Raw genomic sequence first — 13,357 nt, forward strand, 5'->3', positions numbered from 1 at the left:
GCCGCCAATCAGCCCAGCGCCTACCGACCGAGTGGCTCATCTCGTGCAGTCAGGCCTAATCGCAGTTGTAGTAGTAGCAGCAACCCTCACCCTCACACTCGCCCCGCCGCCCCCCGCTGCCCGCAGGTGGCGTTGGGCTGTCAGGGAATTCCATGACCACTCCTGGCAGTGCGCCGTCCCTGGACCCGCAGACTTTGAGCGAGGAGCCTAGAGCCGACGCACAAATTGCGCTTACGTCCAACCCAGGACCCGGTGCGCCCGGCAGGCCGGTTCCCGCTATCCGGTCGATACTGTCCAAGATCGGGAAGGCGTCGATGCCGCCGTAGCCGGCCAGAAGCTTGCCATCGTCCGACGTGCAGGCGTAGCCCGGGTTCGTGATGACCAGCCGTTTGCCATTGATCGTGCAGGTCATGCGGCCGGCGCGCAATATGCCGACGGTCTGGCCGGCTGCCACCAGCACTTCGATGATGCCGCCTCTCGCTCCGAGCACCATGTGCGGCGTCGCAACCTGCATGACGCCCCCTTTCGAAACCTGGCCGCCATAAAAACGGGCCAGGCCGCTGTTCATCCCGATGTCGATCTTTCCCGACCCGGAGCCCGGATTGTAGACGAACTCATCGATCGTCAGGCTGGTGTTTGGACCAATTTTGGCGCTCGATTCATCCCGGAACACCAGCATTCCGAGACCGGTGGGATTGCTGCGCAACTGGTCGCCGAGTTCGACGCCGGCGCCAACGTTCATCGTCCCGCCGTTATTGCGGACGATGATGGTCTGGTAGGCCGTCATCGACCCGACCGTCTCAGCAGCGGATGGTGCCGCGAAGGCGAGGCAGGCGATAAAAATGACGATCTGATGATACCTCATCGCGGCCTCTTTCAATTGAGCGTCAACGTATAGCTCATGAGCATTTCGAACGATTTTCGGTCGCGGTTGGCGAGGGCGAAGTTGGTTTTGCGGTAGGCGAGATCGACGCTGATCTTCTGCGCTTCCGTCAGCTGAAAATCGCTTTCCGAGGCAATGCGCCAGAAGTCGCTCTTGATATTTGTGCCGATGCCGACGGACAGATCGGGAGTGTCGCTGTGGCCGGCCGATAAGGCGATCTGGTGCGACCATGCGAAAAAATCCGGTACGTTCATCAACAGGCCACCATAGCGGACCTCGCCCGTATAGCTGCGGCTGATTTCGCCCGATCCGGAAGCGAAGTCATTCGAGCCGACAAAGCGCAAGCCGAGCGCCTGGCCATTGCGGAAGCGGTAGCTGCCGCCTGCCTCATAGAAGACCCTGCTATCCGCGAAAATGCCTTGCGAGGCGCTTAGATCGATGTAGCCGCCACCGGCGAAGAGCGTCGTCTCGACCGTCGGGCGAACGACGAAACGTCCACTGAGGCCGATACCGGTTTCGTAAATGTCGCTGTCGAAACGATCCGTAACGGTGAACGCGGAAAGCAGCAGGCGCAGCGAATCGATCCCGCTGTTGGGCAGTCCCTTGTCCCAGGTTATCGCTGCGTTGCCGTGGATAAAAGTCTTCTCGCCACCCGGAACCGACAGGTCTTCCGTGAAAAGGCGCTCAGTCGCGGTCAACGACCCCGAAAGAACGAGCGCGTCGGCACTTGGCGTGCCGAGGTCCCACCGCACAAAACCTTCCGCCTGCCCGTAAGGCGAGACGAAGCTGTCGTCGTCCTGCGCCCCGCCTGGCTCAAAATCGGTGAATGCGCTGAATACGCCGCCGGTCAGGGCGAGTTCCCAGGTGACGCCACGCAACGCGCGCTCGATGCGGGCGAGCAGGCGAACAGCTTCCTGTTGCTCACTTGCGGTCAGACCCCCGACTTCGATGCCGTACTGCACCTGCCGCCGGGCCAATTCATAGGACCCGACATGGTAATACAACCGGCTGGCCGCAAGCCGGGCGCGCGCATCGCGGGGGTACTGGATCAGATACTGCTCGATCGAGGAGATCGCCTGATCGTATTGCCCAGCGTTGACCGCAACCGTGACGAATTGGGCGAGCGTTCCATTGTCGGCCGGACTGGCGATGCGGGCCGCAAACGCATCGTCATAGGCCCCAAAAAGACCTTGTGCGCCGGCCGGCAACACGCCGGCACAAAGCAGCGCTGCGGCGAAGCCGAAGATCGTTCGAAACGAAGATTGCATGCCGAGAACCCACCCCAAACCCGACTAGTGCGAGGGATTTAGCACGACTGCAAGAAAAAGGCGACTGAACGGTCGCCGGACTTATGCGAGTCCTCAGCAGCTGTTGCAGCTGCGCAACAAGATATCGGGTTTATTCCTATTTCGGCTGCGCTGATTGTCAAAAACTCTTCTCAACATTGCTGCACGTGATTGAAGTATTTGGCCCAAGGCTTAACAAAATCAAATCTCATCAGTAGTGGATCGCACAGCCGACAAGATTAATATTGGGTGGGCGATCCTGCGTATCTGGTCACCAGGCTTCAAGGTCACCCACGGCTTCTCCAAAGGCCTTCCGTCGCGTTTCGCAAGGGACGGAGAGCTGCCGGAGGTGCTTCTCACGAGGCGTGTGCGATTCGGCCCGGGTCTTGCAATTTCTTTGAACGCGAGGTCAGCTCATTGCCTCAACGCCCAGGGACGCGTCACCGCACGCAGCTTGCTACAGCACGAGCATGGTGGCCAGCCCCAGCATCAGGCCCATGCCTACAATATCGGTCACGGTGGTGAGGAAGATCGCCGAGGCGACCGCCGGATCGGCGCCTACCCGGCGCAGGCCCAACGGGATCAGCACGCCGGAGATGCCGGACATGAGGCACGATCCGGACATGGCAAGCAGGATCACAAGTGCCAGCATCGGCGCCTGCGCCGCCGACGCCGGTTGCCTCGAGGCATAGAACCACATCGCCGCAGCCGCAACAACGCCGACGAGCACGCCGTTGGCGGCCGCGAGCGCGCCCTCTCTCATCACCAAGTGCAGCTTCGGTCGTTTGTCCACATCCCCCAGGGCAAGGCCACGCAGGGTCATAGCCAGTGCCTGGCAGCCGGTGTTTCCGCTCTGCCCGGCCAAGACCGGGAGAAACGCCGCCAGAGCAACGATCTTCTCGATCGTGCCTGTGAACGAACTGACCACGAATGCGGCCATGAAGGCCGTCAGGAGATTCAACTGCAGCCACGGATGACGCTTCAGGAAGGCTGAAAACAGCGGCGTAAAAGAGCGCTCCTCCTTCTGGAGGCCTACCATCTGGCCAGACTGGGCGGAAATCTCGATGATTTGCTGCTCGAACAATCGCCAGCCGCGAACCTGCCCGAGCAGCCGGTTCTCCGCATCCACCACCGGATAGACAGGATAGTGACGCCGTACCGCCGCCTTGCATGCGTTACTCAAAGAGAGACCGACATCAAGAGCGAACGGCCTGGGCAGCATGATGTGATCGACAATCGCGTCGGGTTCGCTCAGCATCAGATCGCGCAGGACCGCTAGGCCAACCAGTCTATTGCCCTCGTCCGTGACGTAGAGATAAGTGAGCTCGGTCGGCACCTGGGCGCCTCTGACAGCTTCCACCGCGGCAGCAACCGTCGTCCCGACAGGAACGCTGGCGGGGATCGGGTCCATCACGTCGACGAGCGACTCGGGGATCGCGAAACCCATCTCACCGTCATGAGAGCTGATGGGCCGCATATGCAGTGGCAAATGCTCGGCCACCTTACGGGCGTGCCCGTCCGGCAACAGCTTTAGTGTGTCGCGGATGAACTCGGGAGACTCTCTAGCGAGCAATTCAGCTGCGTCATCAGGTGCTCGAGCACGCAGCGTGCGCACCAACTTCTGAACGCCGGTCTCTTCGTTCATTTGCTATGGCCCCCCAATTGGAAAGTGAAAAAGTTGTGAAGTATCGGATCGCACCGGGGCGGAAATACGACAGCTTCTTCCGGCCCCAGCAGTCCGCTTTGTGGTTGTCGCAAGCGCCGCCTGCACACTCCTAGCTTGAGAAGGCAAAGCAGACGTCTACATTTTGGGCGTGCCTTCGGTCAGGTCAGCATGGGAGTGTCCGCGCTACTTCCCTCGCTTTTCAATCTTTAGATTTGGGAGGTCGGGTCGCTTGGATACCACACCGGCCTCCTACAAGGCTGTGTATCCAACCTTTTTGAGGAGCTTCTCTGTTTTGGCGCGCTCCTTGTCCAGAGCGGTATCACCTTTGACCTTGGGCATCCGTCCTCCATTTGGTCGTTGTCGTTCGCCGGTAAATGAGATTGCCGGAAATGTCCCGCAGTGTCGTGCTTTGACCCGCGGCCGAGGACTGAATTGAGGCGCTTTGCCGCCCGGCAGCCTTTGGGCGGGAAGCGGACGGGCGGGCTATTCCTGCTGGAATTGACAGGGCCAATCTTCTGGCCTCGTCATGCCAGAAGGCAACTCGGTCCGGGCGTCTCCACAAGCCATGTTGAGCTGCCACTGGGACAGACCCGCCGAATTGGATAGATCGAGGCCCTCGATACGGGTCAGAAAGAAAAAAGCGCCGTCAAAGTCTATCGGTGCGGTGAACTTCGCTCCTCGGAAATCCGCCCGCGCGAGATTGGCAAACGAAAAGTGGCTGCCGCTGATATCGGCGTCATGGAACTGTGCACGCCCCAATTCCGCCTTTGTGAAATCAACATTGACCAGATTGGCGTTCTGGAAATTCGAGCGCTGCACTTCCGCGCCCGTAAACACAGCGCCCTGCGCGTCCATCTGGCTGAAGTCGGTCCTGTACGCCTCGATTTTGTCGAACCGGGCGCCTTTGGCGGTCGAGCCGGCCAGGGAAGCGCGCACAAGCGTTGCCTTCTCAAAATTTGCCGCAAGGAGATTGCTGTTCCTGAGGTCGGTCGAAGTGAAATCAACACCGAACAGGTTTGCCCCGCTCAGGTCCTGTCCTTCCAGGATGAGAAGCTTTTTGTCACACTCCTGCCAATTGACGCCAGGCGTCGCGGCTGCGTAGCAATCTTGAGCGGCGGTGGCGTTTTGCCAAGCCAATACAGTGCAAACCGCCAGAACCAAGCCGGATCCGCCGTAAGCTCTGGTTCGTCTCAAAGTCATTGTTGCTGGACCCCTCTGCTACTCGTCGACAATCAGCCTTACCACATCTGCTGACACTCGAGCCACGGTAACGACCGCCGTCACAGTTGCGCATCAACGATCCGCCGATAGCCAGCGGCAGCTTGCGAAATTATCGAGAGGTGGGGAAAAGCTTTGACGGTAGAGTGCTTTTTCGCGGATGCGATCACAAAACAAAGAGTTCGGCGTAAGCCGTGAGTTATTGGTGGGCCCGGAGGGCAAACGGAAATTGTTGATTTTGCTGGATTTTGGTGGGCCAAAATCTGAAAGGTCCCGTATCATCCCGTATGCTCCCGCGACCCCAAACTGCCGACCATAGCTGACCTCGTTTTGCAAACGTTGGGAGACAGGGTCCAGAACGGCGGAAATGGGGACGGTTGCAGATCGGCAGCTGTGGCAACAGCGCGCGACCAGCTGACGGTCTAGCGCCTCGATATGGCCGATGAGACTTGGGAAGTAACAAACAAGCGGCAGCTTGCAGGCAGTTGTGATCGGTGGAATGGATTTACGAGTCGAGGCGCCGGACCAGGACCGGCTCACTTGCCTCGAAGTTCAGCCTGTTGGAATGGCGCGGAGGAACGAGTAGTGGTATCTAACGAGCCGGCGGCCCTCGATGTTTGACCGCGCTCGTCCTGCAACTCTCGTATGTCGTCCCGCAAAGTGGTGGCGCAACCGACCACTTCGTTCCGCATTGTTTAAACAGCGTATGACTCAATTCCAGTCAGATTTTTTTCTGAGCTGCGAAAAGGCGGACACTAACCGTCAAAAAAATTGCGCTTTTGATTTTAACGGAAAATCGCCGCAAGAACTATTTTGAGGTTTCACCAGCTATCGGGATCAATCGAGGGATTTTTGGACCTTGCGGCATTCGATGGCCTACCGAACCGCCTCAAAAAGTACCGTCACCTCTTGGTTGACCCAGTCGTTGATCGGCCGTCATACGAGCCCCTATTCTGGCACGCTGGCCAGTGAAGCAGTCGTCGGCGTTTATTCGCCGGCTCAGGGATTTATGCCCACGCTTCAGGTCGAAGAAAGGCCGGGGTGTCCGTTCCAGGCTCTTGGCAAACGGGCTAAGATTATCCTGCCGATTGTAGCCGCCAACCAAGATGTTGTCGGTCACCTCGCTGAAAAAGTACACCCAGAAATAGTCAAGCCATCAGGAGAAAATAGGTCATAAGGGGGCCTTGCGGTCCTCCTTCCCGGAGCGGTTTCGCTTGCCTGTTCAAACTCGGAAGGCTGTTACCCAAAAACCGCAGTGGGTATTTTATGTGCCATTTTTGCGACATTCTATGGAATTTTGCTTGAATTTAGCGTTTTAGCGGTCACTAAATCAATAAATGCTCCCATATTTTGCAAATTTGTGAACAATCACGGTTGAGTTGTAACGCCTGGCAATAATGGCGCAGGGGAACGTTGGGGTGGGGTGAAATGAATACGACATCTATGTCGGCGATAGGCAAGCGCCTCGGCCTGCTGACGACGGTCGCCATATTGAGTTGTGGGAATGCTCACGCGCTCACTCTCCAGGAGGCGATGGCGGTTGCGGTGGAGTCCAACCCCGAAATTGGCCAGGCGATCGAAAACCGCGAAGCAATCGAATTCGAGCTACGCCAAGCGAAGGGACTTTATCTTCCCAGCGTCGATGTCGAGGCGTCGGCGGGGGTTCGTCGTCTCGACAATTCCTCCCGGCGTTCGCTGTCCATAGAGGATGACGCGCTCTATCCGGCGGAAGCCGACGTCGTTGTCACGCAGACGCTTTATGACAGCGGCGCAAGGCGGGCGGAACTGAACCGTCAGGCGTCGCGGGTCGACGGCGCATCGTTCCGGGTGCTGGAACGGTCTGAATTCATTGGACTGTCTGTCGTCCAGGACTATCTCGAATACATGCTGCAGGCTTCGATCGTTTCGGAAGCGAAGAAGAATCTGGGCTTTCACCAGGCAATCCTCGGCGACATCCGGCAAGGTATTGCAGGCGGCGCGTTGAACGAGGCTGATCGCCAGCAGGCCGAGGAGCGGCTGTTCGCTGCCAAGGCACGTATGCAGGAGGCGACCGAAGAACTGGAGGCTTCCAAGATACGGTTCTTCAAGACGGTCGGTAAGCCGCTGACCAACGCGTCAAGGCCAGGCGATGTCTCGAGCGCGCTGCCAAGGTCGCTCGACGACGCGCTAGGGCTGGCGCGACAGAACAATCCGCGCGTCCACATGGCCAACAGCGATATCGACGCCGCCGCCTCCCTGGTGGATGCGGCGCGGGCGAAATTCGGGCCCTCCGTCATCGCCGAAGGCCGCGCCCGCGGCGGCTATGACATCGACGGCGACGATGGCGACGCTAGCGACCTGCAGGCGCGGCTGGTGCTGCGCTGGAACCTCTATCGCGGCGGCATCGACAAAGCCAACGAGCAAGAGCAGGTCCGCCGCACCAGCGAGCAGCGCCTTGTGCTGCACCAGGTTCTGCGCGAGATCGAGGAAGCCGTCCGTACGTCATGGGATCGCCGCTTCCGGCAGGCCGATCTGGCAAAGACATTGAAGCTTCAGGCTGCCGCCAACGAAAGGCTGGTGGCGTCCTATCGCGAGCAGTTCAAGGTCGGACAGCGCTCGCTGCTCGACGTGCTCGACGCGCAGAACACGCGGTTCAACACAGCTACGCTTGCCGACACCGCATCCTACGCGTCGCTTTTCGCGCAGTACCGGCTGCTGGCGGCAACCGGGCAGTTGCTGAAGACCATGAATCTTCAGCCGGCAAAACAGGCCACCGCCTATGCCAAGGCCGAGTTCAATGCGCCTGAAACGGCCGACACCGAAACCTATGCGCGCACGCCGTCGGAGCAGACGAACGATCTGCCTTTCGACATCCTCGCACCGGTAAGAAAGAAGTAGGAAGGTCAAGGACGAACGATAGTCCTGCGGGCCAATCGTGAACCCACAACCCAAAATCCTCTCCCCAAAAGAGGCGTTCAAGGCCTGCTTCTCCGCTGTTGCCGGCTACCTCGGCAGGCCGAGTTCCGAGACCGTGCTGTTTGCCGGCGTGCCGCTGTCAGACACCCGCATCGATATCGACGCCATCCGGCATCTTGCCGAACGCATCGGTCTTGAAATCACGGAATTCAGCCATCGCGACTTTCTTCGCGGACGCATCGACCTTCCCGCCATTCTGTTTCGCGTCAGCCAGTTGCCTGTAGCGCTGCTTGCCCAGACCGAGGACGGTGGATTTACGACCGCTCCCCAGGAAGACGGCCGCACGACAATCAGCAAATCCGAGTTTTCCGGAAGTTATATCAGTGGCGGCGTTTCGTTCTCGATAACCTATGCCAACGCGGTCGAGGCGATGAGCGTCGGTTCGGCGGCCAAGATCGAGCGGCGACATTGGCTGACCGGCACAATGGGGCCGTTCTGGCGCACCTATTCCAAGGTCATCCTGTCGGCAGTATTCATCAATTTGCTGGCTCTTGCCTCACCGATCTTCACCATGAACGTCTACGACAGGATCTTGCCGAACAAGGCGATATCGACGCTCTGGGTCCTGTCGATCGGAATCGGCGCAGTCATTCTGTTCGACCTGCTCTTGAAGACCGCCAGAGCGTCACTGATCGACTATGCCGGGCGCAAGGCCGATCTTCGCATCTCCTATATGCTTTTCGAGAAGGTGCTGAATTCGTCCTTGTCCGCAAGGCCCGGCTCAACCGGCGAATATGCAAATCGGGTGACCCAGTACGAGTTCGTGCGTGAGTTTTTCACGTCGAACACCATCAGCGTCTTCATCGACACAGCCTTCGTCTTCGTCTTTCTTCTTGTCATCTATGCGATAGGCGGTTGGCTGGTCGTCATACCGGCCATTGCCTTTGTGGCCTCGGTGATCGTCGGGCTGATCACGCAACGGCGCATCGGCAAACGCGTTGCCGCTTCCATGAACGAGGCTTCGCAGCGCCAGGCCCTGCTGGTGGAATCCATCTCCACGCTGGAAACGATCAAATCGCTGCGCGCAGAGGCTTACCTTCTGCGAAAATGGGCGGAGCATTCCAAGAACGCATCCAACACGTCCGAGAAGATCAAACAGCTTTCGGCTGCCGCCGGCAACATAACCCAAGCCATCCAGCAGATGGTCACCGTCGCTTTGATCGTGGCCGGCGCCTATGCCTTTTCGGAAGGGCATGTCTCGACCGGCGCCATCATCGGCACCGTCATGCTGGCAGGCCGGGCGGTGGCCCCGCTTGGGCAGATTGCGATCACCTTGTCCAGACTTCGCCAGGCGATGCTGTCCCTGCGAATGGTGAATTCGATCATGGCGCAGCCTGAGGATCGGCCGGACACGGTTGGTTTCGTCAACCGCCCCATTCGCAACGGTGCAATGGCATTCAGGAATGTCGGCTTTGTCTACCCGGGTTCCGAAAACGAAGTGCTGACCGGCCTGAATTTCTCGGTGAAGCCCGGTGAGCGGATTGGCATCATCGGCCGCATAGGCTCGGGAAAGACGACCATGGGGAGGCTGATCGGCAGGCTTTTCCTGCCGACCTCCGGCGAGCTGCTGCTGGACGGGATCGACATCCGCCAATACCACCCATCTGAGGTTCGCGCCGCGGTCGGGATCGTCGCGCAAGCCAACGATCTATTTTCCGGCACCATCAAGGAAAATCTCCTGATGGCGTGCCCGGAGGCGACCGATGAGCAGATCGTCGAGGCGGCCAAGGCTGCCGGCGTCGACGACTTCGTCTCCCGCCATCCGCGAGGCTACGACATGAATGTCGGCGAGCGCGGCACCAATCTCTCGGGCGGTCAGAGGCAGACAATGGCAATTGCCCGCCTGTTGCTGACCAAACCGAAAATCGTGTTCCTGGACGAGCCGTCCGGCTCGATGGATCTGGCTTCCGAGCGCCAGCTGATCAAGCAGCTCAAAGTGGCTTTCGATCGCAACACGACCCTGATCGTATCGACGCACCGCTTCAGCATGCTCGAGCTGGCCGACCGCCTGATCGTCATCGAGCAGGGCAAGATCGTTGCCGATGGACCGAAAGACCAAGTGATACAAGCGCTGCAGAAAACAAGCGCCTGACGAACAGAATTATGCGTGAACACAGCACGTTGGGACGTGGTAAATGCTAGCCAGGGAAGACCGTCCGCCGCTTTTTGCGTCGGCTTCGATATTCATTATCGGGGCGCTTTTTGCGAGTTCGGTAGCCTGGGCATCCTTCGCCGAGGTCGATGAAATCGCACGCGGCGACGGCAAGATCATACCGGCGTCGAAGACCCAGATCATCCAGGCCAGCGAGCCGGGCGTGGTTCAGGAAATCGCCGTGACGATCGGTCAGGTCGTCAAGAAGAATGACCTCATCATTCGTCTCGACAACACCTTCAACACTTCCAGCCTTGGCGAGCAGCAGGCCAAGGCGCGGGCGCTGCAGACGCGCATTGCACGGCTCCAATTCGAACAGACCGGCAGCCTCGAGGGCGCGTTTCCCTGTCCGTCAGAGATCCAGAAGGTGGCGCCGGAAATCTGTGACAACGAGCAGAAGCTGCTAATCGCGCGGCGCGATAACTTCGAAGTCAAACTGTCGGTTCTAAAGTCGCGGCTCGATCAGCGTGAGAAGGAACTCGACGAAGCCAACGCCAATGCCGATCGCCTCACCAAGAACCTGGCCGTCAGCGACCAGGAGGCGAAGCTGGTCGAAGCGATGGTCAAGAAAGGCCTGATGGCGCGAACCGAGCAGCTCCGCGTCGAGCGCGAGCAGACCGAGCTCAATGGTCAGCTGACGCTTGCCGGAGAGACCATCAAGAAAGCCAGGTCTGCCATCACGGAAGCCAAGCTTCAGGTCGACGAACTTGGCCTCCAGCTGCAACAGGAAGCGCTCAGCGATCTGACGCAGGCGCTGGCCGATCTCTCGGTGGTGGACGAGACGATACGCGGTGCCACCGACAAGGTGGCGCGTACCGATATCCGTTCGCCTGTCGATGGTATCGTCAACACGCTTGACATCAACACGGTCGGCGCCTTCGTCCAGCCCGGCGCGGTCGTCGCGGGTATCGTGCCGACGTCCGAGACCCTGCTGGTCGAAGCCCGGGTCTCACCGCGGGACGTCGCCTTCATCCGGCCGGGCCAGGATGCCCTGATCAAGGTGACCGCCTATGACTTCTCGATTTTCGGCGGCATCGAAGGCAAGGTGTCGAACATCACTGCCGACAGCCTGGTCGACCAGAAGACCGGCGAACCCTATTATCAGGTCCGTGTCGCCACCGACAAATCGACGCTGACACGCGACGGCAAGACCTATTCGATCATCCCCGGCATGATCTGTTCGGTCGACATCAAGACCGGACGCAAAACGATTCTCACCTACCTTATGAAGCCGATCAACAAGGCGCGAGAGGAGGCAATGAGTGAGCGATAGCGCGGTCTCCCTTCCTGCCGATCGCGACCGGCTGCTGCCACCGCTGGCGGCAGAGGATTTCGGACTGGAGTTCCGGGTTGTGGCGCGTGGCGGCATGCGCCGCGGCATTCGTCTGGAACGGGCGTTCTGGACATCGCTGAAGCAGATGGCGGAAAGCCGCAAATGCACGATCGGCACACTGATCGAGGAAATTGCAGAGAGCCACGCCAACGCCGGAAACCTGACATCGGCAATTCGCGTAGCCTGCATGCGTGGATTGGCCGACCAAAACCTCACCTTGCAGAGGCTCGCGTCGATCAAGACCATCAGCGCCATTCTCGTGGCCTGTCCCTCGCCGGCCTTTGCCCTGGCATCGTCGAAGAAGATCCTGACCTTCAATGCGCCGTTCCAGCAACTGGTGCGGCGGCAATTGCCGGTGGCGCCGAACGAGGACGCGCGCCAGGATCTCAAGCTGGCGCTGGACCTCAATGTCGCCGACATATTCGCCAGGCTCGACGCCAATGGCGAGACGCCGGTCGCGACCGGTTTCGTCATAGGCGCCGGCGACCGCCGCTACCGCGGTCAACTGAGCGCGGTGCGGGCGCCGGTGGTCGAGCCGGAACTGCTGATGGCGTTCGTCTTCGGCGGCTAGAGCAATTCCGGGAAAGTGTGAGCGGTTTTCGTGGAAAATTGCGTCAAACAAGAGATAGAGCGCTCAAGACTCTCTGATGGGAGCTTACGGCTGCACACCTTCACCAGGCGCGACCGTCGAAAGGCCGCCCTTGATATCGGCTATTTGAGCAGAACCGGTCTTCGCGCCATGGATCCACGCGCGATCGGTGCTGAACGAATACAGCGGCACGTAGGTCGGCAGGTCTGTGTCGCGGGAAACTACATTGCTCAAACTGTCGAGAATGAAGACGCCGCTGCCGGTGCTGACCGACAGCACGGCGTGAAAGAAACCGCGCTTGCGGTCCTGCAAGACAACCAGCGACATGCTCTGAGCCGGGATGCCTGCATGCAGCAGCGCGGCCATCTTGAGGATGGCGAAATCCTCGCAATCGCCGGCCCGCCGCTCGAGGATTTCCGAGGGCTTGGCCCAGTAGTCGAGCTTGCCGTAAACCACGCTGTCCTTCTTGTAGGCGATGGCGCGATTTATACTTGAGTTGACGAAGGACAGCTTGTCGATGAAGCGCTTGTCCCGGGCCGCCTCGACGATCCCGGCAAAGGTGCTGTTCTTGCGCTCGCATGCACTGCCCGCGGTGCAGTCGACAATTGCCTTGTAGACAGGCGCCCAGCGCGCCGACACCGGGAAATTGCGCATCGACAGGGCAACCGAGCCGAACACGCCGGGAATGATCGCCGCCGTCTGGATCGGGTCGATCCCGGCGGCGGGCGGCGCGATCGAAGGGCCGCGCTTTTCATAAACGGCAACAGGACCATAGCTGCCGAAAATCATACCGATCCTGTAGGCCGAAACGGGCTGCCAGGGTTGCGGTCGAGCCAGCGAAACGCCGCCGAGACTTGGCGGGGTTTCGACCCTCGCCAGCATTGCTGCGACAGCGCGGTTATCCTCGGCAACGGCGCTTGCGGAGGATGGCTGCGGCAGGCTTGCAATGCCCATTGCCAGCAGGAGCAGCTTGAGCCCGGTTATCCCCGGGGCAGATTTTTCTTTTTTCATAACGCCCACCTCTTGACTGTGGACGGTACCAATCTTGTCTCAAATTACTGGAAAGGAAGGTGGATAAGTTTCCTTCAATCGGGAATACCCATTTTGTGTAAAATTTTATTCAAATTTATACTTCTGTTTACCAATCCAGCTCAGCCGGCGGATATCAAACGAGGCGCGGCGCGGCCAATGCATATCAGATTATATCTTCCGCGTTTACCACGCGTAAAAAATGCCGAGACTGGCATATCAGAATATATGAAAGCGGTTGCCGGA

At 59.3% G+C, this 13,357-nt stretch carries 10 protein-coding genes; 5 read left to right on the plus strand and 5 right to left on the minus strand.

The window, feature by feature from the left end; translation table 11 throughout:
- Window positions 1–55: 55 nt before the first annotated feature.
- The 4 genes from NLY36_RS06680 to NLY36_RS06695 all read right to left on the minus strand — a co-directional run bounded on the left by NLY36_RS06680 (window position 56) and on the right by NLY36_RS06695 (window position 5,035).
- Window positions 56–880, minus strand: a complete 825-nt coding sequence (locus tag NLY36_RS06680) for a FecR family protein (RefSeq protein WP_023687780.1) — start codon at window positions 878–880, stop codon at window positions 56–58.
- Window positions 877–2,151 carry a tetratricopeptide repeat protein gene (locus tag NLY36_RS06685; protein WP_023667957.1) on the minus strand — a complete coding sequence of 425 codons (1,275 nt, stop codon included), beginning with the start codon at window positions 2,149–2,151 and terminating at the stop codon, window positions 877–879. The genes NLY36_RS06680 and NLY36_RS06685 overlap by 4 nt, the downstream gene beginning before the upstream one ends.
- A gap of 475 nt (window positions 2,152–2,626) precedes the next feature.
- Complete coding sequence (locus tag NLY36_RS06690; RefSeq protein WP_023736095.1) at window positions 2,627–3,814, minus strand: magnesium transporter; 1,188 nt, start codon at window positions 3,812–3,814, stop codon at window positions 2,627–2,629.
- A gap of 504 nt (window positions 3,815–4,318) precedes the next feature.
- Window positions 4,319–5,035, minus strand: a complete 717-nt coding sequence (locus NLY36_RS06695; RefSeq protein WP_023687777.1) for a pentapeptide repeat-containing protein — start codon at window positions 5,033–5,035, stop codon at window positions 4,319–4,321.
- 889 nt (window positions 5,036–5,924) lie between these two features.
- On the opposite strand from NLY36_RS06695, the gene NLY36_RS06700 reads away from it, so the two are divergent.
- From NLY36_RS06700 to NLY36_RS06720, 5 genes are all read left to right on the plus strand, one after another.
- A complete protein-coding gene (locus NLY36_RS06700; protein ID WP_156933216.1) occupies window positions 5,925–6,230 on the plus strand; it encodes a hypothetical protein in 306 nt (101 codons plus the stop codon).
- A gap of 251 nt (window positions 6,231–6,481) precedes the next feature.
- The gene (locus tag NLY36_RS06705; RefSeq protein WP_023681072.1) at window positions 6,482–7,930 is read left to right on the plus strand and encodes a TolC family protein; all 1,449 of its coding nucleotides are present in this window, start codon (window positions 6,482–6,484) and stop codon (window positions 7,928–7,930) included.
- Window positions 7,931–7,967: 37 nt separating this feature from the next.
- Entirely contained in the window at window positions 7,968–10,100 is a 2,133-nt protein-coding gene (locus NLY36_RS06710) for a type I secretion system permease/ATPase (protein WP_023691465.1), read from the plus strand.
- A gap of 43 nt (window positions 10,101–10,143) precedes the next feature.
- The gene (locus NLY36_RS06715) at window positions 10,144–11,433 is read left to right on the plus strand and encodes an HlyD family type I secretion periplasmic adaptor subunit (RefSeq protein WP_023681070.1); all 1,290 of its coding nucleotides are present in this window, start codon (window positions 10,144–10,146) and stop codon (window positions 11,431–11,433) included.
- Window positions 11,423–12,064: a ribbon-helix-helix domain-containing protein gene (locus NLY36_RS06720; RefSeq protein WP_023681069.1), complete on the plus strand. Its 642-nt coding sequence runs from the start codon at window positions 11,423–11,425 to the stop codon at window positions 12,062–12,064. The genes NLY36_RS06715 and NLY36_RS06720 overlap by 11 nt, the downstream gene beginning before the upstream one ends.
- A gap of 84 nt (window positions 12,065–12,148) precedes the next feature.
- On the opposite strand, the gene NLY36_RS06725 is transcribed toward NLY36_RS06720, so the two are convergent.
- Window positions 12,149–13,093: a transglutaminase-like cysteine peptidase gene (locus NLY36_RS06725; RefSeq protein ID WP_023736096.1), complete on the minus strand. Its 945-nt coding sequence runs from the start codon at window positions 13,091–13,093 to the stop codon at window positions 12,149–12,151.
- Between the last annotated feature and the right edge of the window lie 264 nt (window positions 13,094–13,357).

The sequence above is a fragment of the Mesorhizobium sp. C399B genome (genome assembly GCF_030323185.1).
In the GTDB taxonomy this organism is placed as follows: Bacteria; Pseudomonadota; Alphaproteobacteria; order Rhizobiales; family Rhizobiaceae; genus Mesorhizobium.